This window comes from Allobosea sp. LjRoot90, from assembly GCF_964254315.1.
GTDB lineage: Bacteria > Pseudomonadota > Alphaproteobacteria > Rhizobiales > Beijerinckiaceae > Allobosea.
Map to the genome: position 1 here is coordinate 1,089,208 of NZ_CAXUTF020000001.1, position 25,122 is coordinate 1,114,329.

General features: G+C 66.4%; 12 protein-coding genes. 6 read left to right on the forward strand and 6 right to left on the reverse strand.

Going from position 1 to position 25,122, the window contains the following annotated elements; all coding sequences use genetic code 11:
* Positions 1 to 50: 50 nt before the first annotated feature.
* The 4 genes from ACSQ3M_RS05240 to ACSQ3M_RS05255 all read right to left on the reverse strand — a co-directional run bounded on the left by ACSQ3M_RS05240 (position 51) and on the right by ACSQ3M_RS05255 (position 4,457).
* A complete protein-coding gene (locus tag ACSQ3M_RS05240; protein WP_436148991.1) occupies positions 51 to 1,526 on the reverse strand; it encodes an exopolysaccharide biosynthesis polyprenyl glycosylphosphotransferase in 1,476 nt (491 codons plus the stop codon).
* Between the two features lie 49 nt (positions 1,527 to 1,575).
* On the reverse strand, positions 1,576 to 2,586 hold the full coding sequence (locus ACSQ3M_RS05245; protein WP_436148992.1) for an NAD-dependent epimerase/dehydratase family protein: 1,011 nt from the start codon (positions 2,584 to 2,586) through the stop codon (positions 1,576 to 1,578).
* A gap of 93 nt (positions 2,587 to 2,679) precedes the next feature.
* Positions 2,680 to 3,474: a WecB/TagA/CpsF family glycosyltransferase gene (locus ACSQ3M_RS05250; RefSeq protein ID WP_436148993.1), complete on the reverse strand. Its 795-nt coding sequence runs from the start codon at positions 3,472 to 3,474 to the stop codon at positions 2,680 to 2,682.
* A complete protein-coding gene (locus ACSQ3M_RS05255) occupies positions 3,474 to 4,457 on the reverse strand; it encodes a UDP-glucuronic acid decarboxylase family protein (protein WP_436148994.1) in 984 nt (327 codons plus the stop codon). The genes ACSQ3M_RS05250 and ACSQ3M_RS05255 overlap by 1 nt, the downstream gene beginning before the upstream one ends.
* A gap of 268 nt (positions 4,458 to 4,725) precedes the next feature.
* Here ACSQ3M_RS05255 and ACSQ3M_RS05260 point away from each other — a divergent pair, with 268 nt between their 5' ends.
* The 5 genes from ACSQ3M_RS05260 (at position 4,726) to ACSQ3M_RS05280 (ending at position 19,935) form a co-directional block, all read left to right on the forward strand.
* Positions 4,726 to 6,084, forward strand: a complete 1,359-nt coding sequence (locus tag ACSQ3M_RS05260; protein ID WP_436148995.1) for a polysaccharide biosynthesis/export family protein — start codon at positions 4,726 to 4,728, stop codon at positions 6,082 to 6,084.
* Between the two features lie 598 nt (positions 6,085 to 6,682).
* Positions 6,683 to 7,531: a methyltransferase, TIGR04325 family gene (locus ACSQ3M_RS05265; RefSeq protein WP_436148996.1), complete on the forward strand. Its 849-nt coding sequence runs from the start codon at positions 6,683 to 6,685 to the stop codon at positions 7,529 to 7,531.
* 167 nt (positions 7,532 to 7,698) lie between these two features.
* Complete coding sequence (locus tag ACSQ3M_RS05270) at positions 7,699 to 9,729, forward strand: amino acid adenylation domain-containing protein (protein ID WP_436148997.1); 2,031 nt, start codon at positions 7,699 to 7,701, stop codon at positions 9,727 to 9,729.
* Positions 9,722 to 17,671 carry an amino acid adenylation domain-containing protein gene (locus ACSQ3M_RS05275; RefSeq protein WP_436148998.1) on the forward strand — a complete coding sequence of 2,650 codons (7,950 nt, stop codon included), beginning with the start codon at positions 9,722 to 9,724 and terminating at the stop codon, positions 17,669 to 17,671. Before ACSQ3M_RS05270 ends, ACSQ3M_RS05275 begins: the two co-directional genes overlap by 8 nt.
* 8 nt (positions 17,672 to 17,679) lie before the next feature.
* A complete protein-coding gene (locus ACSQ3M_RS05280) occupies positions 17,680 to 19,935 on the forward strand; it encodes a condensation domain-containing protein (RefSeq protein ID WP_436148999.1) in 2,256 nt (751 codons plus the stop codon).
* A gap of 27 nt (positions 19,936 to 19,962) precedes the next feature.
* On the opposite strand, the gene ACSQ3M_RS05285 is transcribed toward ACSQ3M_RS05280, so the two are convergent.
* Positions 19,963 to 20,661: a 4'-phosphopantetheinyl transferase family protein gene (locus ACSQ3M_RS05285; RefSeq protein ID WP_436149000.1), complete on the reverse strand. Its 699-nt coding sequence runs from the start codon at positions 20,659 to 20,661 to the stop codon at positions 19,963 to 19,965.
* On the reverse strand, positions 20,658 to 21,956 hold the full coding sequence (locus ACSQ3M_RS05290) for a lipopolysaccharide biosynthesis protein (RefSeq protein WP_436149001.1): 1,299 nt from the start codon (positions 21,954 to 21,956) through the stop codon (positions 20,658 to 20,660). The genes ACSQ3M_RS05285 and ACSQ3M_RS05290 overlap by 4 nt, the downstream gene beginning before the upstream one ends.
* Positions 21,957 to 22,261: 305 nt before the next feature.
* On the opposite strand from ACSQ3M_RS05290, the gene ACSQ3M_RS05295 reads away from it, so the two are divergent.
* Positions 22,262 to 25,117, forward strand: a complete 2,856-nt coding sequence (locus tag ACSQ3M_RS05295) for a right-handed parallel beta-helix repeat-containing protein (protein ID WP_436149002.1) — start codon at positions 22,262 to 22,264, stop codon at positions 25,115 to 25,117.
* Positions 25,118 to 25,122 lie beyond the last annotated feature (5 nt).

Consider the following 25,122-nt stretch of genomic DNA (forward strand, 5'->3'; position numbering starts at 1 on the left):
GGCTGGCCGCGCTCCGCGGGCGGCCAGCTCCGGCGGAAGACGCCTGCGCGCTATTTCGCCCCTCGCCCGAGAAGGACGGCCGGAACGGTCTGCAGCAGCACGTAGAAATCCAGCCAGACCGACCAGTTGTGGATGTAGAAGCTGTCCTGCCGCTTCTGGACGGCAAGGTCGCCATCGCTTCGGTCCGTGACCTGCCAGAGACCGGTCAGGCCAGGCGGCACGCTGGTCCGCAGCGCCTGGAAGGCGGTGTCGAAGCACTGATTGTGATAGGCGGGGAACGGCCGCGGTCCAACGATGCTCATCTCGCCGCGCAGGACGTTCCAGAGTTGCGGCAGCTCGTCGAGGCTCGAGCGGCGAATGAACTGTCCAATCCCAGGCAGGATCCGGGGATCGTTCGACAGCTTGAAGAAGCGCTCCCATTCCTGCCGCGCCGCGACATCGGTTTCGAGGTGGGCGGCGAGCCGCGCCTCGGCGTCGGCATACATGCTGCGCAGCTTGTAGACGTTGAAGACGTGGCCGCTCCGGCCGACGCGCGGCTGTGTGTAGAAAGCAGGCCCGCCATCAACCGCCTTCACCGCGAGCGCGAGCACGGCGATCACCGGCAAAGCCAGAAAGGCGAGCGGCACTGCGACGATGAGATCGAGCACCCGCTTCAGGCGCAGGTTGCGCGGCATGTGGATAGCACTGCGCAGTTCGAGGCCAAGCAATCCGCCCATGGCCCGCAGCTGGGGATTCAGGACCTGGAGCGTCGATGCGTCATGGACGACGAAGATCTGGCGCAATGGCAACCGTGCCAGCCAATCCGCCTTCTCAGCATGCAGATCGCCCGATGCGCACAGGGCGACCTCGATCCCCGACGAGATGATATTGGCCTGGCTGCGGGTAATGACCGGGAGACCTGCAATCTCCGCGGCATCCCACAGCGCATCGGCTTCCTCATCCAGGAGGATGGCAACCGGCTTGAGACCGAGCTCCGGCCGCAAGGCCAACTCGCGCGCCAGGGCCATGCATGCCGGCATCGTCCCGTAGAGGACGGTCGGGGCGGTCCATAAGTCACGCCGAAGCAGCCCGCCCCGGATCAGTGCCTCGATATAGTAACCGAGCGGCACGGACAGACCCGCGCCGGCGACTACGAAGCCCCAGAGGTGATTGGACGGCTCGTCGACGATGAGCCAGACGAGTACCGCCGCCGCAGCGGCGACATTGCCGAGCGTACGCCGCCGCAGGCGGTCGACCGGCTCGGCCCGCTCCGAGCCGTACAATCCGAAACAGGCCAGGGCACCGCATAGGAGCGGCGCCCAGACCATGATCAACCCTGCCATGTTGGTATCCGTATCGGACGTCGCCACCGCCGCGCCGAGCTGCAGCACGCCCGCGACGATCGTCAGCGTGACGAGATCTCCACCCAGCAGCGCGGAAGCGACCAGTCGCCGCCGCGTTGCTGGAGCGACATTAACGCCAAGCCGCCAACCCGGCTTTGCCAGGCCGATCGCAGTGGGCACGACAGTCGTGACAACGTCCGGCATGGCAAGCTCCCCGGGAGGTCTCGTTCGGCTACGCAGACAGGCGAAGGTGCTATTGCGCCGCGACCGCGGGGATCTGCTCGATCCCAGCCTCGCGCTCGGCCCTCGCCTTCACCTCGCTTGCGATCCAGGCATAGGTCGGGATCAGTCCCTGCCCGAGATGGATCGAGGGCTCCCAGCCGAGCACCTCGCGCAGGCGGTTGTTGTCGCTGTTGCGGCCGCGCACGCCCTGCGGGCGGTTGGTGTTGAAGCGCTTGTGGATCGTCTTCCCGGCAATCCCGGCGATGATGTCGACGAGGCCGCTGACATCGACCAGCTCATCCGTGCCGAGGTTGAGCGGACGAGAGTAGTCCGAGCGCATGATCCGGTAGATGCCCTCGACGCAATCGTCGATATACATGAAGGAACGGGTCTGCTTGCCGTCGCCCCAGACCTCGATCGGATCGCCCGATTTCGCCAGCGCGACCTTGCGACAGATGGCGGCCGGCGCTTTCTCCTTGCCGCCGTCCCAGGTGCCGAGCGGCCCGTAGACATTGTGGAAACGGACCAGCCGGGTCTGGAAGCCGTAATCTTCCGTGAAGTACTCGCACAGCTTCTCGGTGTAGAGTTTCTCCAGCCCGTATCCGGGCTCGGGATCGGCGGGGAACGCATCGTCCTCCTTCAGCGGCACGACCGAGGGCACGTCCTGGAGATGTTGCGGGTAGACGCAGGCCGAAGACGAGAACAGGAAACGATTGACCTTGGCGTCGTGCGCCGCCTTCAGCATCTGCGCGCTGATCATCGTGTTGTTGTAGGTGATCGAGGCATGCGCGCCGGAGATGTAGCCGATGCCGCCCATGTCGGCGGCGAGGTTGTAGACCTCGTCCATGCCGTGGACGGCCTCGCGGCAATCCTCCATCTCGCGCAGGTCGAGAAGGCGGAACTCGTCCGCCGAGCTGGCCTGGTATTCTGGATCCTTGATATCGACCCCTCGGACCCAATAGCCTCGATCCTTGAGATAATTGACAAGGTGGAAACCGATAAAGCCACCGGCGCCCGTAACCAGCACAGATTTATTGGACATTACTTCGCTCCACTGAGAAATGGAATTCAGTGATAGCGTTTTTATCTTTTTAAATCAGGTGGTTAAACCGAACTATACCCCCTTTGAGACGACCTATCTCTTGGGGTTATCCGCCTCTAGCGCAGTCCTCCCCCGCAGCAGCTGCAGGCTGGCGCCGAGCATGAACTGCGGAACGATCTTGCCATAACGGCGCCAGAGCCGACGCGGCTCCGACAACAGCCTGAACAGCCATTCGAGCCCGCGCTTCTGCATCCAGGCCGGGGCCTGGCGCTTGGTGCCGGCGAGGAAATCGAAGGCGGCCCCGACGCCGATCATGACCGGTGCATCGATCCGGCCGAGATGTCCGGCCATCCAGTATTCCTGCTTGGGCGTGCTGAGCCCGACCCAGACGATGTCCGGCCTGGCCGCGTTGATCATGCGCACGGTCTCTTCGTCCTCATCGGCAGAGGCCGGCCGAAACGGCGGCGAGAACGTGCCGGCGACAGCAAGCCCGGGAAAGCGTTCGGTGAGGCGCTCCCGCAGGCGCTCGGCAAGGCCCGGCGCGCCGCCGAAGTAATACTGGCGGTAGCCCTTTTGGGCCGACAGGGCCGAGAGGCGCAGCATCAGCTCAGGGCCGTAGACCCGCTCGGTGCGTCTGTGACCGAGCTTGCGGGCCATCCAGACCAGGGGCATGCCGTCGGGGGTGGCCATTCCGGCGCCCTCATGGATCGCCATCAGCTTCGGATCCGACTGGCTCTCGATCACGCCATGCACGCCGGTGATGCAGACGTAGTTGTGGGCCTTCCGTCCGATCCAATCCTCAACCGTGCGCAGAGCATCCGCCATGGTGATGGCGCTGACATTCACGCCCATGATGCGGGCGCGTGGAAGCGGGTTTTGGGCTGTCATCAGCTCGCCCTCGCGACCTCGACCCGCCGCACGGGATCGTGCAGCTTCGACAGCACGCCGTCGAAATAGGCGATCGTTCGCTCGAGCCCTTCCTGCAAGGGCACCTTCGGCGCCCAGTGCAGCAGCTCCTGCGCCTTGGTGATGTCGGGGCAGCGCTGGCGCGGGTCGTCCTGCGGCAGCGGCCTGTAGACGATCTGCGAGCGCGAACCGGTGAGCGCGATGATCATATCTGCGATTTCGGCCATGGAGGTCTCGACCGGGTTGCCGAGATTGACCGCGGTATCCAGCGGCTGGGTCACGTTCATCAACCGCATCAGCCCCTCGACCAGATCGTCGACAAAGCAGAAGGCGCGGGTCTGCTTGCCGTCGCCGTAAAGCGTGATCGGCTCGTTGCGCAGCGCCTGGACGATGAAGTTCGAGACGACGCGGCCATCTTCGAGATTCATGCGCGGGCCGTAGGTGTTGAAGATGCGCGCGACGCGAATCTCCACGCCGTGGCGCCGCTTGTAGTCGTAGAAGAGTGTCTCGGCGCAGCGCTTGCCCTCGTCATAGCAGGCACGCGGGCCGCTGATGCTGACGAGCCCGCGATAATCCTCCACCTGCGGATGGACATCAGGATCGCCATAGATTTCGCTGGTCGAGGCCTGCAGGATCGGGATGCCGAGCCGCTTGGCCATGCCCAGCATGTTGATCGCGCCGAGCACGCTTGTCTTGGTGGTCTGCACGGGATCGCGCTGATAGTGCACCGGCGAGGCCGGGCAGGCGAGATTGTAGATTTCGTCGACCTCAAGATAGAGCGGGAAGGTCACATCGTGCCTCACCGTCTCGAAGTTGGGCTGGCCGAGCAGCGCGCTCAGATTCTCGCGACGTCCCGTATAGTAGTTGTCGACCGCGAGGACCTGATGGCCCTGGGCGACGAGGCGCTCACAGAGATGGCAACCGAGGAAACCGGCGCCGCCTGTGACGAGAATGCGCTTCTGCATGTCTGAACTCCGCCGGATCGTGCACGGGATGGAGCAGAAAGCTTTGCTGCAAGCGCCTCATTCTCAAAGGACGCTTTGGGAGGTGAGCTTCCCGGCGGCAACAAGGAAGGGCTACTTCCCCCGCGACGCGACACTGCGTCCAGACGCAGCGGCGCGGTCGTCCTGGACGATAGGATTAATCCCGTCGCGACGCGCCTTGGCCTGAATGCCAACGCGGAAAGCAGAGCCGGTCCTGACATCCTCGCCCGCATCTCCTTGCGAGATGTGAATGGCAGGACGGTCGAAGCTGATGTCGGACGCATCGATTCATCACTGGGTTTCTCACCCTGCATCCAGACTGCCGGCCTATGCCGGCCAACCGGGACAATACGGTCTCTGGCGCCTTCTCCTGGTCCTGTCCGCTCTCATGATCTTCGTGGCGTCGATGGTATCGGCGGCGGAGCGTGATGCCGCCGAAACGCTCTCGATCGGCGACAAGGTCACAATCTCGGTCTTCGGCCAGACGGACCTCTCCGGCGACTTCGTGCTCGACGGGTCGGGCACGGTCAATATGCCCCTGGCCGGGCGCATAAGGGTCGCGGGGCTCACGGCAATGGAAGCGGAAGCGCGGATCCGCAGCGCGCTCATGGACGGCTATCTCAAGGATGCAGTCGTCAGCCTGCGGGTCGCCGAGCTCAAGCCGATCTACATCATGGGCGAGGTGCGCTCGCCGGGAACCTATCCGTTCCGGCACGGGCTCAATGTTCTGGGAGCCGTCGCGCTGGCAGGCGGCTATCGTGTCGGCGACGAGTCGCTCGCGGTCCTCAAATCCGAGCTTCTGCTCGCCGATGAACGCGAGAATCTGCTCAACGCCTCCCTCCAGACGCTGATGGCAAGGCGCCTCCGGCTGGAAGCCGAGCGCGACGGCGTGAAACAGCTCCTGCCCGATCCGCGAACCGCATCGGCCGGCGCCCAGCTCCTGGCTGGTGAGCAGGAAATCCTAGACTTCCAGCGCCGGGCGCGCGAGGGCGAGCGCGAATTGTTGAGCCAGCAGGTCGCACGGCTCGCATCCGAGAGGACCGCTCTGACGGAACAGGGCGAGCTGGCCGAGCGTCAGGTCGAGCTGACGAAGGAGCAATCGTCAGAGTACAACAAGCTCGCCGTGAGCGGTCATGCGCTACGAACCGTGCAGGTCGAGCGCGAGCGCGAACATGCCCGTGCCCGCAGCGATGCCGCCCGTATCCGGGCCGAGCTCGCGAAGAGCGAAACCGCGAAGGGTGAGCTGACGCTGCGGCTGCGCGAGCTCGACACGACCTATATGCGCCGCGTGGTGCTGGAGCTCCAGGAAACGCGGCAGAAGATGTTCGAAGTTGAACGCAGCCTTCCGGTCGCACGCGAGATCGCCGAAAGCCGGCGCCGCCGGATGATCGCAAGCGAAGGTTCCAGCGCCGCGAGCGACTGGGATATCCGGATCACGCGGCAGGCCGGCCTCACGCCGGTGACGATCCAGGCGAAATTCGAAACCTCCCTGCAACCTGGCGACATCGTCCAGGTCGCCCCGAAGGCGCGCGCGATCGAGAGCAGAATTCCAGGCGGAGAGGCACAGACGCCGATGCGCTCGCTCACCGGTCTCGCCAGCCAGCAATGACCGACGCTGCAGCTCATGCCGAGAGGCGCCCGCTGGGCTGTGACGACAATGATCATCCCCGCGACCGATGCGATCTCTTCTCTATGACCGGCTGACCGATCCAAAGCGGCAAAGCAGAGGAGACACTCCACTTGTTGAAACGGAGAGATCCTTGACGAGCTCGGAGAAGCACAGCCGGGAAGGCAATAGCAGCGAGCGCCCCTCCCCGTCGCTTCCGGCGGTCCGGCATGCTGCCTTCGCGAGACATTGGCTCGCGGTCGACGAGGGAGGCGCCGAGCTCACGAAAGCGGCTTTTGGGGCGCCCGCCAGGCGGGCACCGCAGCGGCATGCGCTGCATGAGACGCCGCCCCCTCGCCCCTCCGTCACTCCGCAACACACATCCGCGCCAAGCCGCCTGAGATCGACCGTGCTCCTGCTGCTGCTCGCCCTGGCGGTGCTCTTCGCAGAGCCCGCAGCAAGACTGGTAGGGCGGGCGCTGTCCCTGCGATCGGAGCCTGCCGGTGCGACCGCAATCCTGCCGCCGGGCAAAGCAGAGTCGTCCAGGCCGGGTGCCCGCCCCCAGACGACGCGAGCGAGCGAGGCTTGATCGGTGACGGTCATGCACGCCCTGAAGCAAAACCTGCGGCTGGCGGCCCGCACGGCTTCGCTCAGCTGGCCCGGCATCGCCCAGTTGCGCCAACGATTCTACCAGGCCCGGTTTCGCGCCGGGAGATACCACTGCGGCTACAGCGGCCGATATGACAGTTTTCAGGCCGCCGAGCGCGCTCTTCCAGCCGGCCTCGCGGGCTTCGACCACACTGCCATGGCCGACATCGACCACTACACAACCATGGCCGGCGGCTTCGAGCCGATGCCGGCGACCGAATATCCGGTTCTGTTGTGGCTGCGCAGCGCTCTCGACGAAGGCGCGCGGACACTGTTCGATCTGGGCGGCTATGTCGGGCACGCTTTTCGCCAGTATGATCACTACCTCGCCTTCCCGGACGAATTCCGCTGGACCGTCTTCGACCTGCCCCACATTACCCAGGCGGGGCAGGCGCTATCGGCTCGGCACCCCACGCCACGCCCGCGCTTCACCAATACCGTCGATGACGGCTGCGGCATGGACATCCTGCTCGCGGCTGGCTCGCTGCAGTATCTGCCCGAGCACTATCTGCACGAGCGGCTGAACGCCTGGCGGAAACGTCCGCGGCACGTGATCGTCCAGCGGACGCCGCTCCATGCCCACAGATCCTTCGTCACGATCCAGTCCGTCATCACGCGAACGGATCAGGTCTCGTTCTGCCCCTATAGCGTCGCGGCACGTGCGCGCTTCATCGATGGCCTGCTCGCGCTCGGCTACGAGCTCGTGGATTCATGGGAGAAACCGCGCAGCCTCGACGTGCCGTTTCATCCGGAATGCCATGTCGAGACCTATTCAGGGCTCTACTTCCGACTGAGACCCTGAAGGCGGGATCCGCAACCCATCACATCCACAACCCATTAGGCGTGCCTCGCTCGGCTAGGCTATCCGAGCGCATGCCGCTCGCGCGACGCCTGCTGCCCCTTGGGAAGATGGCGTTACTCCGACTGCTCCCATTTTATCGCGCAGGCTTGGCGCATAGCCTTTCCCCCATGACACAGACCATCGACAGGAAAGCCACCCGCAAGGCTTCAGGTCGCCGCGGGCCCAAGGTGATCGCCACTCCCGATTTTTCTGGAGCTGCCGACCAACATGCCATCGGGCCGGAAGCGCCTCGATCCGATCAGCGCATCGTCGCCGTCGCTCCTTCAGTATCAGCGACCCTGATCGATCTCTTCGCCGCCCAGGTCATCGCTCGACCGCGGGCCGTCGCGCTCTCACTGGGCTCGGCCCATCTCTCCTATGCCGAGCTCGATGAGCGCGCGGAAAAGTTGGCCGACCGGCTGACCGCCATGGGGGCCGGCCCGGGCGCGATCGTCGGGCTCTGCCTGCCGCGTTCGCTAGACATGGTCGTAGCGCTGCTCGCCATCCTGAAGAGCGGAGCTGCCTATCTGCCGCTGGATCCGGCCTATCCGGGTGAGCGCCTCGCTTTCATGGTCGAGGATGCCGACGCCTCGATCATCGTCGCATCGGAACATTTCGACTGGCTGCCAGCCGGTCGACAGCGGCTCGATCCGCATTCTCCGGGAGAGGCCGATGCAGTGCCCAAGCCGGCCCTGAGGCGTCCGGCGGCGGCCGATGACCTCGCCTATGTGATCTACACCTCGGGCTCGACCGGCAAGCCGAAGGGCGTCGCCATCGAGGATGCCGCGGTCACACGGCTCTTCAGTGCGACGCAGGCCTGGTTCAGCTTCCGGCCCAGCGATGTCTGGACTCTGTTCCATTCGGTATCGTTCGATTTCTCTGTCTGGGAGATCTGGGGAGCACTGCTTTACGGCGGGCGTCTGGTGATCGTGCCGGAGAGCACAACGCGAGACCCCGCCGCCTTTTTGCGCCTGCTCGCCGATGAAGGCGTCACGGTGCTCAACCAGACGCCGTCAGCCTTCGCCGCCCTCGACCGCGCCGATCACGACCGCAGCGGGCGCGACCGGCTCGCTCTCCGGCTGGTCATCTTCGGCGGCGAGGCGCTGGACCCACGTCGCCTTGCCGGCTGGTACCAGCGCCGCGGCGAGCATGCGCATCTCGTCAACATGTATGGGATCACGGAAACGACGGTGCATGTCACCTATCGTCCCCTGTCTCTTGCCGATGCCGAACAAGGGTCGAGCCTGATTGGCCGGCCGATCCCGGACCTCGAACTGCTGCTGCTCGACGGCGAGACCCTGCGTCCGGTGCCGCGCGGCGAGATCGGCGAGATCTTCGTCGCCGGAGCCGGGCTCGCCCGCGGTTATCTCAACAGACCAGAGCTGACCGCCGCGCGCTTCGTGCCGCACCCGCAGAAGCCTGGCGCCCGGCTCTACCGCTCCGGCGACCTCGCGCGCCAGGTCGATGACGACGATTACGAACATCTCGGGCGGGCCGATCAGCAGGTAAAGATTCGGGGCTTTCGCGTCGAGCTCGGCGAGATCGAGACCGCGCTGATGTCCCATCCCGCGATCAGGCAGGCGGCCGTGCTGCTCCGTTCCGATGACGGGCACGAACGTCTCGTCGGCTATCTCGTTGCCGGTGGCACGGAGCGTCCCTCGCCGGCCGTGCTCAAGGCCCATCTCGGCGAGATCCTGCCTGATCATATGGTGCCGGCAGCCTTCGTCTTCGTGCCCGACATACCCCTGACCGTGAACGGCAAGCTCGATCGCGCCGCGCTGCCGGCGCCGGGCCGCGCGCGACCGGAGACCGCCGCCCCCTACGCTGCGCCCCGCAACCCGATGGAACAGCGGTTCTCAGAAGCAGTTGCAGATGTTTTCCAGGTCGATCTCGTCGGCATTGACGACAATTTCTTCGACATCGGCGGCAATTCGCTGCTGATCGCCGAACTCCATCGACGCCTTGTTCGGGACCTGCCCTGGTTCGCCCTGGTCGACCTGTACCGTTATCCGAATGTGCGCGCGCTGGCCGGGTATTTGACGCCGCAGAAGCCCAGTGTGCTCGGCAGCCTCGCTGCGGCGCGCGAGCGCGGGTTGCGCTCGCGCGGCCTGACCACCCCGTTCCCTGCAAGTGTGTCGATCGGCGGCTCCCATGACTGACCCGCTTCCCGAGCGGGCCATCGCCATCATCGGCATGGCCGGCCGCTTTCCCGGCGCAGAGACGATCGGTGCGTTCTGGCAGAACCTGCTGAATGGCGTCGAATCCATCACCAGGTTCGATCCCGCCGAGCTCGAAGACTGCTTCGACGCGGCGACGCGTGCACTTCCGAATTTTGTTCCGGCGCGCCCCATTCTCGACGGTGTCGATCTGTTCGACGCACCGTTCTTCGGTATGCTGCCGCGCGAGGCGGCACTCACCGATCCGCAGCAGCGCCTGTTGCTGGAATGCGCCTGGGAAGCGATCGAGGACGCTGGCTACGATCCTGCCGCCCCAGGTCAGTGCATCGGCGTCTTCGCCGGCGCCACCTCCAGCACCTACCTGCTGCAGAACCTGCTTCACGACCGCTCGACATTAGCCGACTACACATCGGGTTTCCAGGTCGGCAACCTGCCGATGCTGGTCGGTTCCGCCGCTGACTTCACTGCGACGCGCATCGGCTACAAGCTCGGCCTGACCGGTCCCTGCGTCGCCGTCCAGTCCGCCTGCTCGACCTCGCTGCTGGCGGTTGCCCAGGCCGTGCAGAACCTGCTCTGCCATGGCTGCGACATGGCCTTGGCGGGCGGCGTCTCGATCACCTTCCCGCAGCGACGCGGCTATCTCGCCCAGGAGGGCGGCATCGTCTCGACGGACGGCCATTGCCGCCCCTTCGACAGTAGCGCCAACGGCACGATCTTCGGCAGCGGCGCTGGCCTCGTCGTCTTGAAACGACTGGAGGATGCTGTTGCGGATCGCGACCAGATCTACGCCGTCATCCGCGGCGTCGGCGTCAACAATGACGGCGCCGGCAAGGTCGGCTTCACCGCCCCGAGCGTCGACGGCCAGGCCGCGGCGGTCGCCATGGCCCACGCCGCCGCCGATGTCGACGCGCGCTCGATCGGCTATGTCGAATGCCACGGCACCGGCACGCCGATGGGCGATCCGATCGAGGTCGCGGGTCTCACCGCCGCCTTCCGCCTAACGACGGAGGACCGTGGTTTCTGCGGGCTCGGCTCGGTCAAATCCAATATCGGCCATCTCGATGCCGCAGCCGGCGTCACCGGACTGATCAAGGCCTCGCTCGCGGTGAAGAGCGGAACACTGCCGGCGAGCCTGCACGTCACCCAGCCGAACCCCGCGCTCGAGCTGCCCGACAGCCCGTTCTTCATCGCCGACCATACGCAGGAATGGGCCGGTCAGGACGGGCCCCGCCGCGCCGGCGTCAGCGCCTTCGGGTTCGGCGGAACCAATGTCCACCTCGTGCTGGAGCAGGCGCCTGCGCGTGAAGCTGAGACAACGACACGCCGCAGCCAGCTCCTGACGCTCTCGGCCCGCAGCGCGGCGGCGCTCGGCGAGGTGCGGGGCCGGCTCGCGGGGCATCTCGAAACCCAGCCCGAACAGAGCCTTGCCGACATCGCCTTCACCTTGCAGATGGGGCGGCGGCCCTTCCCTCACCGGCTCGCAGTCGTTGCCGGTAGCCATGTCGAAGCCGCCGCTGCCTTGCGCAAGCAGAATGCCGAACGCGCCACCGCTGTGACCGGCGCCGGCGATCTCGTCTTCATGTTCCCGGGACAGGGCTCGCAATACCCCCAGATGGCGCGGGAACTCTATGCGGGCGAGCCGGTCTTCCGCCGGACGGTCGATCTGTGCTGCGAGCTGCTGAAACCCGAGCTCGGGCTCGACCTGCGCAGCGTGCTCTATCCGAGCAATGGCGGCGATCCGGAGCGGCTGTCGGCAACGCTGCTCGCCCAGCCCGCGATCTTCACGGTCGAATACGCACTGGCGCAACTTCTGATCAGCTGGGGCCTGCAGCCCTCCGCCATGATCGGCCACAGCGTCGGTGAATTCGCTGCCGCCTGCCTCGCCGGCGTCTTCTCGCTGGAGGACGCGCTGTCGCTCGTCGCCAAGCGCGGCCGGATGATGCAGGAGCTGCCCGGCGGTGCGATGCTCGCCGTGCGCCTGCCCGATACGGAGGTTGCAGCGCTCGCCCGAAACGGCGTCTGCGTGGCGGCCATCAATGCGCCCGGCATGAGTGTGCTCGCCGGTCCGTTCGAAGCGATCGAAGCGCTGGAGGCCGAGCTTTCTCAACGCGGGGTGACGCATCGCCGCTTGCAGACCTCGCATGCCTTCCATTCCGGCATGATCGAGCCGCTGATCGCGCCCTTCACCGAGGCCGTCGCGGCAATCCGCCTGCAAGCGCCGGAGCTGCCCTACATCTCTGGCGTGACCGGCGATTGGGTCACCGCCGAACAGACGACCGATCCCTCCTATTGGGCGCGGCATGCGCGCGAACCCGTCCGCTTTGCCGGCGGCATCGCCACCCTGGCGCGCAGCCTCTCCCCCGTTCTGCTCGAGGTGGGGCCCGGTGCTGCGCTTGCGAGTTTCGCGTTGCAAGGGGCAGGCGCCGGCCGGGCCGCCATCTCCTGCCTGCCCGATGCGCAAGGCGACGCCGAAGGCATGCTCGCTGCAGCGCTTGGACGCCTCTGGGCCACCGGGATCACGCCCGATTGGACGGCCTACCAGGCCGGCGGCAAGCCAGGGCGCGTCTCGCTCCCGACCTATCCCTTCGAACGCAGCCGGCACTGGGTCGAAGCGCCTGCTGTCGCACCGGCTCTGCCGGCGGCGCCCGATCAACCTCTTCCCACTCAACCCGAGCAGGAACCGGATATGGACCGCCACGCTGACACCGACATCCCCCTGGGCCGTTCGGAGCTCGGCGGCCGGGTCGCCGCGATCTTCGAGAACCTGTCGGGGCGCCCCTTCGGTGCGGATGAGACAGGCGCGAGCTTCCTCGAGCTCGGCTTCGACTCGCTCTTGCTGACGCAGGCGGCACAGAGCCTGCAGACGACCTTCGGCATCCAGATCCGCTTCCGGCAGCTCCTCGACGATCTGCCAAGCGTCGACGAGGTGACGCGCTACATCGCCGAGCTTCGCCCGCAGGAAGCCGCGAAACCGGCTGCCCCCATTCAAGTCGCGGTGCCGGCTCCGCCTCCCCAAACCACCGCCGCCGTTCCCGTCGCGGCTGTTCCTGCGATCCCCGCGGAGCGACCGGCTGGCTCAGGCCTGAACGCGCTCATGCGCGAGCAGCTCGACGTGATGTCACGGTTGATGGAGCGTCAGCTCCAGGCCTTGGGCGGCCAGGCCGCAGCGCCAGCCATCGAGGCAGCAGCGCCTGTCTTGCAATCCTCGGCTCCCGTGCCGTCCCCGCTGGCCGTCCAACCTCCGCCAGTGTCCGCTCCCTCTCCTGTGGCGAGCAGCGCCACCGCCAGTCCGGCCGCACGCTTCAAGCCGCTGATCCGCACGGGCAGCGAACCCCTCACCGAGGCCCAGCGCAGCCATATCGACCGGCTGACGAAGCTCTATGTCGGCAAGACTGCGGCGTCGAAGCGGCTGGCGGACCAGCACCGTCCGGTTCTGGCCGACCCCCGCACCGTCTCCGGCTTCGCCGCAGACTGGAAGGAAATGGTCTACCCGATCGTCTCCGCCCGGGCGAAGGGCGCCCGGATCTGGGATGTCGACGGCAACACCTATATCGATCTCGTCAACGGCTACGGCCAGACCGCTTTCGGCCATGCGCCCGACTTCGTCGTCGCGGCCGTTCAGGCTCAGCTGAATGACGGCTTCGCCATCGGCCCGCAATCGCCGCTCGCGCACGAGGCCTCAACGCTGTTCTGCGAATTGACCGGCCACGCCCGCGTCGCCTTCTGCAATACCGGCTCCGAAGCCGTGATGGCGGCGATGCGTGTCGCACGGACCGTCACCGGCCGCGACCGCGTCGTTGCTTTTTCCGGCGCCTATCACGGCCAGTTCGACGAGGTCCTGGTCCGCGGCGTCGGTGCTGGCGAACAGCGCCGTTCCGTGCCCGCCGCACCGGGTATTCCGGCGGAGGCGGTCGGACGCATGACCGTGCTGGACTACGGCACGGATGAGAGCCTCGCCTGGCTGCGCCAGCATGCGCACGAGCTCGCCGCCGTCCTGGTCGAGCCGGTCCAGAGCCGCCGGCCGGGCTACCTGCCCGCCGCCTTCCTAAAGGAGCTGCGCACAATCACCGAACAGAGCGGCACGGCGCTGGTCTTCGACGAGGTCGTGACCGGCTTCAGGGTCCACCCCGCCGGCGTGCAAGCCCTGCTCGGCATCCGGCCTGACCTTGCCACCTACGGCAAGGTCGTCGGCGGCGGACTACCGGTCGGCCTCTTGGCGGGCGAACCCCGCTTCATGGATGCGCTCGACGGCGGCGCCTGGCGCTTCGGCGACGACAGCGCGCCCGAGGTCGGCGTGACCTTCTTCGCCGGAACCTTCGTCAGGCACCCGCTTGCACTCGCTGCGACGGTCGCCGTGCTGAAGCACGTCAAGGAGAAGGGCGCGGCGCTGAATGAGGCGCTGACGCAGCGCATGCAGCACCTTGTCGAGGAACTGCGGAGCGTCTTCGCGAAGGTCGGCTGGGATGTGCCGATCGAGAGCTATGGCAGTGTGTTCTACTTCGAGCCGGGCCGCGATCACAGGCTCGGCAGCCTGCTGCACTACCATTTGCGCGCCCGCGGCATCTTCATCCAGGAACACTATCCCTGCTTCCTGACGACCCAGCACGGCGATGCCGAGATCGCGGCGATCATCGCCGCCTTCGAGGACAGCCTCGACCTCATGCGCCGGGACGGGATGCTGCCCGGAGCAGCAGCCGAAACCCGTCTGCCGGATACCCCCATCGGGCCGCCGGAGATCGAGCTTCCGCTCACTGAAGCCCAGAGCGAAATCTGGCTGTCGGACCAGACCGGCCCGGAGGCCAGCGCAGCCTTCAACGAATCCGTCAGCCTGACGCTCGACGGCGATATTGATCCGCTCCGTCTCGCCGAGGCCGTCAGGCAGGTCGCGGCCAGGCACGCGATCCTCAACGCGCGGTTCTCGCCTGACGGCGAGACGATGCGGATTTCTCCGTCGGGGGCCTTCCCGATCGCGATCAGCGACCTGTGCGGCGAGCCCGATCCGCAGGCCGCGTTCCACGCCCGGATCGAGACCTATGCGAGCCGCCCTTACGACCTTGTGCAGGGGCCGGTCGCGGAAGCCGAGATCATCCGTCTCGGCGAGCGGAAGCACGTGCTGATCCTCTCGGCGCATCACATCGTCTGCGACGGCTGGTCGACCAACGTCCTGCTCGACGAGATCGCGACCGCCTACCGCTCCGGCGTGGGTTCCCTGACGGCGCCAATGTCCTTCGCGGAATACGCGACGGCAACCCGGCATGACGTGCGCACAGAAGAAGCCGCGACCTACTGGACCGGGATGTTCGCGGAGCTTCCGGCTCCGCTCGAATTGCCGGCCGACCGGCCGCGGCAAGCTCAGCGCAGCTTCCGTGGCGGCACGCGCACGAGCTTCATCGACGCCGAGCTCTATCGCAAGGTGAAGGCGGCGGGCGCCAAACGCCGGCGGACGCTCTTCGCAACGCTCTTCACCGGCTTCCAGGTGCTGCTGCTACGGCTCTCCGGCCAGCGCGATCCCGTCATCGGCGTTCCCGCTGCCGGCCAATCTCTGCTCGAAGGTCCCTCCCCGGTTGGCCACTGCGTCAACTTCCTGCCGATCCGCGGCGGGATCGACCCGGCCGAGCCGTTCTCGACCCATCTCGACAAGGTCGGGCGCATCATCCTCGATGCCTACGACCATCAGAGCTTCACGCTCGGTGCGCTGCTGAAGCGGCTGCGCGTCCCGCCTGTGTCCGGGCGGCTGCCGCTCGTCGAGGTCCAGTTCAATCTCGAACGGCTGGCAGGCAATCTCGACTTCGGCCCGGGGACCAAGGCCGGCGCCGAGCCGAACCCCAAGGCCTTCTCCACCTTCGATCTCTATTTCAACATCGGCGAATCCGATGAGGGGCTGCGGATCGATTGCTGCTATGGCGCCGATCTCTTCGACGCCGCGACCATCGACCGCTGGCTCGGGCATTACCGCACGCTGCTCGCTGCCTTCGTCGCGAACCCCGACATGGTCATCGCTGCGATGCCGCTGATCGAGGGCGACGAGCGCCAACGGCTCGTCTCCGAGATCAACGACACCCAGGTTGCGTTCCAGCTCGATGACGGAACGATTCAGGCCTTCGAACGGCAGGTTCAGCAGCAGCCGGAGGCGATTGCCGTATCGTGTGGCGACCAGCAGCTCTCCTATGCCGCCCTGAATGCCTGGGCCGACCGGATCGCAGCCGAGCTGACGGCCCGTGTCGACGCACCCGAAAGCCGCATCGGCCTGCTGATCGAACGCTCGCCGGCGCTCGTGGCGGGCATGCTGGGCGCCCTCAAGGCGGGCTTCCCCTATGTGCCGCTCGACCCTGTGATGCCGAAAGCGCGGATTCAGCGGATCCTGCGGGATTCGGAGGCCGTCGCTCTCCTGACCGCGGGCTTGCTCGACCCGGCCGTCGTCGAGCCGGACGAGCGCGTCATGCTGATCGATGTCGACCAGACCACGGCCAACCTCGCCGGGATCAGGACGGCGGCGACCACGCCCGATCACCTGGCCTATGTGATCTACACCTCGGGCTCGACCGGCGCGCCGAAGGGCGTCGAGGTCACCCATGGCGGGCTGTCCAACCTGCTGTTTTCAATGGCGAAAGAACCAGGCTTCATCAGCTCGGACACGATGCTCGCGATCACGACGGTGACCTTCGACATCGCAGCGCTGGAATTGCTGCTGCCGTTGATCCAGGGCGGACGGATCGCGATCGCGACCGCGGACGAGACTAAGGACGGCACCGAGCTTCTGGCGCGGCTGGAGCAGAGCGGCGCAAGCGTATTGCAGGCGACGCCGATGACCTGGCGCCTGCTGCTCGAAGCCGGCTTCCGCTCGCGGCCGGGCCTGCGCATGCTTTGTGGCGGCGAAGCACTCCCGCTCGACCTCGCCAGCAAACTGCTCGAAGGCGGCGGCGAGCTCTGGAACATGTACGGCCCGACCGAGACCACGATCTGGTCCTCGGTCGCCCGCATCCAGCCGGATGACGAGGTCATCACGATCGGCCTGCCAATCGCCAACACGCAGTTCTACGTCGTCGACGACAACAACGAGCCCGTCGGCGTCGGCATTCCTGGTGAGCTCCTGATCGCCGGCACCGGCCTGGCGCGCGGCTATGCCAACAACCCGAAACTCACGGCTAAGAGCTTCATCACCAATCCGGTCGACCCCGGGACGAGCGCCAAGGCCTACCGCACCGGCGACCGCGCCAAATACCTTCCGGACGGGCGAATCCTGCATCTCGGGCGCCTCGACCATCAGGTGAAGCTGCGCGGCTTCCGCATCGAACCTGGCGAGATCGAGGCTGTCCTCGCCCGCAAGACCGGAATCGTCTCGGCCGTAATCCTGCGCGAGGACGTGCCCGGCGAGCCGCGGCTGGTCTGCTACTACGTCACCGGTGGGGAAAGCCCGCCGCCGGCCGAATTGCGAGCCACGCTGGCGCAGGAATTACCGGACTACATGATCCCGACCGCCTGGGTCGGTCTGCCCGCCCTGCCGCTGAACCCGAGCGGCAAGCTCGATCGCGCCGCGCTTCCGGCGCCTGATGCCCAGAGCGCACCGGCGAAGGCTGACAAAGTGATGCCGCGAACGCCCGTCGAGGAGACGCTGATCCGCATCTGGACCGAGGTGCTGCGGCGCGAGGGTATCGGCGTCGATGACGACCTGTTCGATCTCGGCGCCGACTCTCTCAGCATCTTCCAGATCACCAGTCGCGCCCGCCGCGAAGGCCTCAAGCTCGCCGCCCGGGATTTCTTCCGGAACCGGACGATCGCCGCCGTCGCAGCAGCGCTTCCCGAGGGGGCCGTCCCTGAAGCCACCGCCCCTGCCGCGACGTTCTGGAAGCGGCCATGGCGGCGCCCGCGCGATGAAGTGCAACCGGGCGAGCAGAGCCCCGCCTCACAGCGCGAGAGAGGGTGAACGAGGCCATGGCAAATCAGTTCACGCGCGAACCGGAACCCCATCCCCACGAGCCGGACCGTATCGTCGCGACGGCGCGGTGCTCGTCGGCGCAGGAGCGCTACTGGGAGATCGACGCCAAGGACCCGGGTGCGCCGGCGCTCAACATCGCCGTCAAATGGCGGATACGGGGTCACCTCGATGCGTCGCTCGCTCAGGATGCGTTTCAGGCGATCCTTCACCGCCACGAATCCCTGCGGACGGCGATCCGGCTGGAGGACGGCCGCCTCGTTCAGGCCATCGCCGAACACATTGCCTTCAAGCTGCCGGAGATCGACCTGTCCGGCCTGCCCGAGGCGGATCGGACCAGGGAGGCCGATCGCATCGCCCAAGGTGAGGCATGCACGCGCTTCGATCTTGGCGAAGCTCCGCTGCTGCGGGCGACATTGCTGCGCAAGAGTCGCGCCGAGGCCGTGATCCTGGTCGTCGCCCACCACATCGTCAGCGACGGCTGGTCGATGGGCATTATCGCCAAGGATTTCGTGGCGGCCTATCAGGCGCTCGGCCGTGGCCGCGAACCGGTCCTCTCCGAACTCCCTCTCCAATATTCCGACTTCGCCGAGGGAAGCCATGACGGCATGGCGGACGGCGGGCTCGCGCGGGAGGAAGCCTATTGGCAACGCCAGCTCGCTGATCTGCCTTTCGTCGAGGTGCCGGGCGATCGCCAACGGCCGACAACGCGAAGCGTGAATGGCGCCTCGCTCTCGCGGCTGCTTCCGCGCGGCCTGACTTCGGGACTGGCCGATCTCGCTCGTAAGGAAGGTACGACCTTCTTTTCAGCGGCTTACGCCGTTCTCCTGACATTGATTCGGCAACGCACCGGTGCGTCGGACATCGTGCTGAGCACGCAGATGGCGAACCGCGACGATGTCGAGCTGGAGGCGATCGTCGGTCCCTTCGTCAACACGCTCGTGCTGCGCACCAGGATCTCTGAGGAGCAGAACTTCCTCGATCTTTGCCGGGCCGCCCGTGACACGTTCGAGGAGGCGGTCGATCATCATCAATGGCCGTTCGGCAAACTCGTCGCGCTGCTCCCCGGCAGCGGCGACGCCAGCCGGCCGCCGATCTCGGTCAACTTCATCGTCCAGCGCGCCTTCATTGGCGAACTCGCCAATGACAGCTTCCAGCTGTCGGGAATTCCCTCGCCCCTGCCGGGCGCGCTCTATGATCTCAACTTCATCCTGGTCGAGCGCGAGGAAGGCTGGCGCCTGACCTGCGAGTACCATCGCGACCTCTATGACGAGGCGACCGCGAGCGAGCTGGCAGCGCAGTTCGAGAACCTGGCGGAGGCGCTCGTCGCCAACCCGACCGCGCATCTGCCGCGGCCGGTGCCGACCTCGTTGCCGATCGCGTCCCCGCTCTGGCTGCCGGCTACTCCGGTGGCGCCACCTGTGATCGATGCGACGGCGCTGCGTCGTACCTGGCTGCAGCAGACCGGTACGCAGCCGACCGTGTTCGCGCTCAATCACACAGCCCATAACCTGCGTCTCTATCGGCCGCTATCGCATGAGCTCGGCCCCGATCAGCCCTTCGCCGCACTGCAACTGCTCGATCCGCTGGTGAACGGTGCAGCGCCGACCTCGATCGAGCAGCTGGCCGCGGCGTACTGCGACGCGATCATCGCGACCAAGCCGGATGGCCGGTATCGGCTTGCGGGCTTCTGCCGGTCAGGCGTGATCGCCCTGGAGGTTGCAAGGCAGCTGGTAGCAAGCGGAAGGCAGGTCGATCTGGTGGTGCTGATCGACTGCTGGGCGCCCGGCTACTTCCTGCGACAGCCCTACAGCGCGCGCCTGCGTTTCAGGCTGAGGCGCGCCGGCCGCTTCGCCAAGCGGTTCTGGCAGGCCGGGCCGCGGAGCTTTGTGACGCGGATGTCGTTCTGGCTACAATCGACCGCCGCCGTCCGGCAGGCAAAACGCCTGATCTTCTGGCGCCCGGCCGAAGAGGCGGCTGACGAAGCCGATTTCTGGCGGACGACCGATGAGCTCGAGGCCCTGATCCAACGCTATGCGCTACCGAGTTATGACGGGCGCGTACTGGTCTTCCGGAGCGGTGCGATCCCGCCCGGCTGGCCGCCGGATGCCACCCTGGGCTGGGCGGGCCATCTTGCTCCCGACACGCCCTGCTTTGCCGTCGACGGCGAAGGCCATGAGGGAGCGTTCTCCGAATCCGGTTCACGAACCATGGCCGAGCGGATCGCCGAGGCTACAGGTCGGGATCGACCCTGACGGCAAGCCTTCGTCGCCCCCCGAGAATTACGGCCGGGCCATCCAAACGGGGGACCAGCCACGATGCCGCGCGGCCAGCGTGCCGCAATAGCCTGGCGCCGGCTCCAGATCGGCGAGCTGCCAGAGTTCGGCCTCGGTTGGGTCGGACCCGACCGTCAGAAGCCGCGCCCCAAATGGATCGAACGAGACCTCGAAACTTGCCGGCGAGCCATTGAGGCCGATGCCGATCGCTTTCAGGCAGGCCTCCTTGCGCGTCCAGCAGCGAATAAAGGATTCCTGGCGCAGCGTCGGCGCCAGAGCCGAGAGCGTCGCGAATTCCCGCGGCGCAAGGCAGCCGGCCAACAGGTCGGCCGAGACCGGCCGGATGCGCTCGATGTCGATGCCGACCGAAATCCCGTCCGCCACCGCGACGATCGCGAGTTCTCCGGAATGGCTGAGATTGAAGGCGAGACGCGATCCGCTCTCATCGTTCGCGAGAAACGGCTTGCCGAACGCGGTCTCGCCGAAACGAAGCTGCGGCGGAGGGACAGGGGTGTAGAGAGCCAGGACGCGCCGCAGCCAGTTCCGCGCCACGATGAAGGCGATCCGCGCTTTCGCATCATGGAAGCGGTCGGCACGGTCGCGCTCATCGTCGGAGAGGATCGCGCGCCGCTGCGCCGCTTGCGCCGCGCCGAGATCGACGCGGCAACACCAGAGATGTATCTCAGAGGGCGGTAGCGGCATCATGGCGTGGGCGCCGCGATCACGCCGCCGGCTTGGCCTTGCTTCAGCGAGCGGCTTGCCAGAAGGCCCGGGATCCGGAACGCCAGTAGCGTCAGGACGGCCAGGACGGCGAGCTCCGACAGGAGGGTGACCGCAATCAACCCCGCCACGCCGAAGACGACCGCCGCTGGATAGACCACCAGCAGGTTGAGACAGCCTCCGATGAGCGCTGCGAGGAAAACCGCCCGCGTGCGCTCCAACGCCCGGAAGGCGCAGCCGAGCACCACGCTCATCAGCGCCATGGGGAAGGCGAAGGAATACCAGATGATCACCCAGTCGAATTCGAGGATCTCGCCGCCATAGAGCTGGTGCAGCAGCCAGGGGCCGAACAGCCCGAGGCCAAGGACCACCGCCGAACCGGTCAGAACGGCGAACAGCATGGCGCGACCGAGGGTTCTCTGGAGACCGGGCATGCCGTCCTCGGCGAGAGCCTTCCCGGCCATTGGTGGGACGATGTTCTCCAGCGCCTCCCGCACCACATTGAGAACGGCGAGCAGGCTCTGCGCCGCCCTTAGCGCGCCGAGAACCTTGGGCCCGAAGAGCCCGGCCGTGACCAGGAGGCCGCTATAACTGAGCACCCATTGCACGGAGCCGGACAGAACCAGCCACCGCGCCGACCGCCATTGCCGCCTGGTGACGCTGATCAGGATTTGCGGCCTCCACAGGAGAGGCCCCGACATGCTCAAGCCGCAGACCGTCGAGACCATCGCAGCGCCGGCGACGGCCCACAGAGCATTTGCTACGCTGATCGTCCCGGCCTGCCAGAGCGCCGCGAGCGCCCCGAGCTTGAGGACCTGATTGATCGCGTCGATCAGGAGAACAGCCGCGGGCCGTCGGCGCACGAACAGGTAACGTCGCAAGAAATCCTGTGTCAGATAGCAAGCTGCAGCCATCGCCCCCGGCAGCGCGACGTCGGCGAGAGAGGCGACAGGGCCGGCCGCAAACATCAGAACGGCGAAGATCGCTGTGGTGGCGACAACGACGTAGCCGGCCTGGTGGAGGAAGACCACGGTGTAGTAGGCCTCGGCGTCGCTCTCTCGCTCTTGCGTACCGATGCTCATCATCGGGCTGACGATGAGGCCGAGCTGGAAGCTCATTGCGAAATAGATCGCAAGCCAAACCATCGTGTAGACGCCGAAGGCTTCGAGACCCAACGCCCGGGCGAGCAGGATCGTCGTCAGGAAATTGCAGGCACTGGAGAGCGCCTGGTCGCCGAAGGATAGCGCCGGATCGAGCATCGCTCGAAGACGCGCTCTCATGCCCGTCCATGCCTTGCCGCCGGGCCTGTCCTGCCCCGGGAGGCCGAACGACCCGCCGATCCGGGCCACGCGCTGCATGTCATCGAGCCTCCGCTGGCGATCGCCTGGCCGCATCTTCACGGTTCGAAGTCTAGCGTCGTCCTCGCGCCTGCCGCTCTGGGCATAGGGACTGCCCAAAAGGTGGTGAAGCGCCCTCCTTGCCGGCTTGGCTACCTCGAATGCCCAGCCTGCTTCGAGATGGCTGAGCGGTACCCTCCTGTCGCGACGGCCGATGCCGCATAGAGCGAGGGCGGATGGTGAAAGTGATGTCACGAACACCGACTGGTGCCGCGGCCGACCGCCGGGCGACCGATCGCTACCTGCCGATCCTGGCTTTCGGCTTCGCCGGATATGTCGTTTTAGGGAAAAGCTTCGCCTATCTCGGCGTGCCGCCACTTTTCGTAGGCGAGATGCTGTTCACGCTCGGGCTCCTCGCCTTCCTCGCCTCGGGCTGCGCGACGTCGCTGCTCACAACTGTGCCGGCCGTCAGCGCGGCATTGCTCATGGCCTGGGTACTGCTGCGGACGCTGCAAGGGATCGGCGCCTACGGGGTCGACGCGCTGCGGGACGGGGCGGTCGCACTTTACGGCGGTTTCGCCTTCATCGTCGCGGCGCTTCTGGTGGAACGCCCGATCCGCATCGCCCAGGTCGTCGGCTATTTCAGGGTGCACGCGCGTGTGCTCATCCCGGTCGCCATCGTGCTCTACCTCATCGCGCGGTTCTTCGGCGCCTCGATCCCGAAGTTGCCCGGCCAGAATGTCGAGATCATCTCAGTGCGCTCGGGGGAACTCGCAGCGCACCTTTGCGGTGCGCTCGTGCTCGTTCTGGTCGGCCTTTGCAAGGTCGGCCGCACCTGGCTGATCTTCGCGATCGGCGCGGCCCTGCTCATCGCCAGCCAGAGTCGTGGCGGCATGCTGGCCCTGCTGCTCCCGTTGCTCCTGGCCATGGTCCTGACCGGTCAGTCAGCTCGCCTCGCCACCATCGCCGGCGGCCTCACGCTCTTCCTGCTAGTGGCCTACGCCGCCGATCTGGAGATCGACCTGCCCCGAGGCGAGCGGCCGATCAGCGCCGCCGCCGTTGTCGAGAACCTCGCCAGCGTCGCGGGATCGAGTGACGCCAACAATCTCGACGGCACCAAGCAGTGGCGGCTGGGCTGGTGGCAAGCCATCCGCGACTACACCGTCCACGGCCCCTATTTCTGGACCGGCAAAGGTTTCGGCATCAATCTGGCGGAGGCGGACGGGTTCGTGGTCGGCCTCGAACGTGGCGGCCCGACCCTGCGCAGCCCCCACAGCGTGCACATGACCTATCTCGGCAGAGGCGGTGTGCCAGGATTGGCGCTCTGGCTCCTGACCATCGGCAGCTGGACCATCGCGCTCTTGCGAGCCGCCCATCTCGCCTGGCGGCGCGGCGACCTCGACTGGGCGCGCTACTTCGTCTTCCTGGTCTGCTATCTCGCCTCGATCGTCATCGACGCATCCTTCGACGTCGCGCTCGAGGGGCCGATGCTCGGCATCCCCTTCTGGATCCTGTTCGGGATCGGCTTCGGTTCGCTGATGGTCTATCGCGCCTGGCATGTCGTCGAGGAGCCCGCGCGCCCCCGACCCGTGGGGCGCAACGGCACTCGCATCGCGGGCGCAGCTCTCCTCGGCGCGGCGGCATGGCTAGGGATTCCTCCATCCGAAGCAGCCGAAAGCGCGCCCTGCCCTGCCGGCTCGATACAGGTTCCGGTTGGCGCCTCCATTCAGGCCCTCGTCGACAAGGCGCCGCCAGGAGCGACCTTCTGCATCGCGGCCGGCGTCCACCGAGCGCAGCTGATCGCGCCCAGGGACAGGCAGATCTTCATCGGTCAATCCGGCGCGGTGCTGAACGGGGCCGACCTGGTCACGGATATCCGACGGGAGGGAGCCTTTTGGGTAACGGCCACACCGAGGCTTGCGATCAAACCGTTCGGCACCTGCCTGACCTCGCGGCCTCGCTGCAACGACCCGCGACGCTTCTTTCTCGACGGGCAGCCGCTGGAGCCGGTCGCTGACCGCGCTGACCTACGGCCCGGAAGCATCTTCTCCGACGCAGCGACAGGGCTGAGCTATCTCGCGGACGATCCGCGAGGCCGCATAGTGGAGAGGACGCGGCAGCCCTACGCTTTCAACAACAAGGGCGCGCGTGGCGTCACCGTCAAAGGCCTGATCGTCGAGAAATATGCGACGCCGGCCCAGCAGGGCGCAATCTTCGGCGACGAGAATCCACGCGCCACGGACTGGCTGATCGAAGGCAACGAGGTCCGCTTCAACAGCGGATCGGGAATCGCGACCGGCGAGCGGAGCATCGTTCGCAACAACAAGGTCCACCACAACGGCCAGCTCGGGATTTCGCCCAATGGCGCCGACGTCCTGATCGAGGGCAACGAAATCTACGAGAACAACACCTACGGCTTCGACGCCGCCTGGGAGGCCGGCGGCGTCAAGGCCGGCAAGGTCGAGCGCCTGACCATGCGCGGCAACCATGTGCACGACAATTACGGCTCGGGCCTGTGGTGCGATGTCGACTGCCGCAACGTCCTGTTCGAGAGCAACCTCGTCGAACGCAATTCGGACGCCGGAATCTTCTACGAGATCAGTTTCGACGCCATCATCCGCAACAACATCGTTCGCCTGAACGGCACCGGGCGCGGTGGGCAGCAAGGCAGCGCCTGGGTGTGGGGCGCCGGCATCCAGGTCGCGGCGTCGGAAGGCGTCAGCATCTACGGTAACACTGTCACCGTCGCCGCAGGCAGCAGCGGGATCGTCATCGTCGATCAGGGCCGCGAGCGGTTGGGTCAATCCAACCGGCAAAACGGCGCGAAACAGCTGTTCTACCGGACGGCCCGCAACGCGGTGCACGACAACGAGATCATCTATGAGGGCGACGCCGGCCTGTCCGGTGGGGCCAGCGACGTCACGCCTTCAAATCCGAATTTCGGGATCATTGAAACGGGCGGCAACCGGTTCGACCGCAACACCTATGTGCTGCGCCGGCCGATGAATGCCCCTTTCCTCATCTGGGGGCATGAGCCGATCTCTTACGAAACGTTCCGCAGCCTTGGCCAGGAGGCCGGCGGCCGGCTTTCCCGTCCAGACTAGAGCCG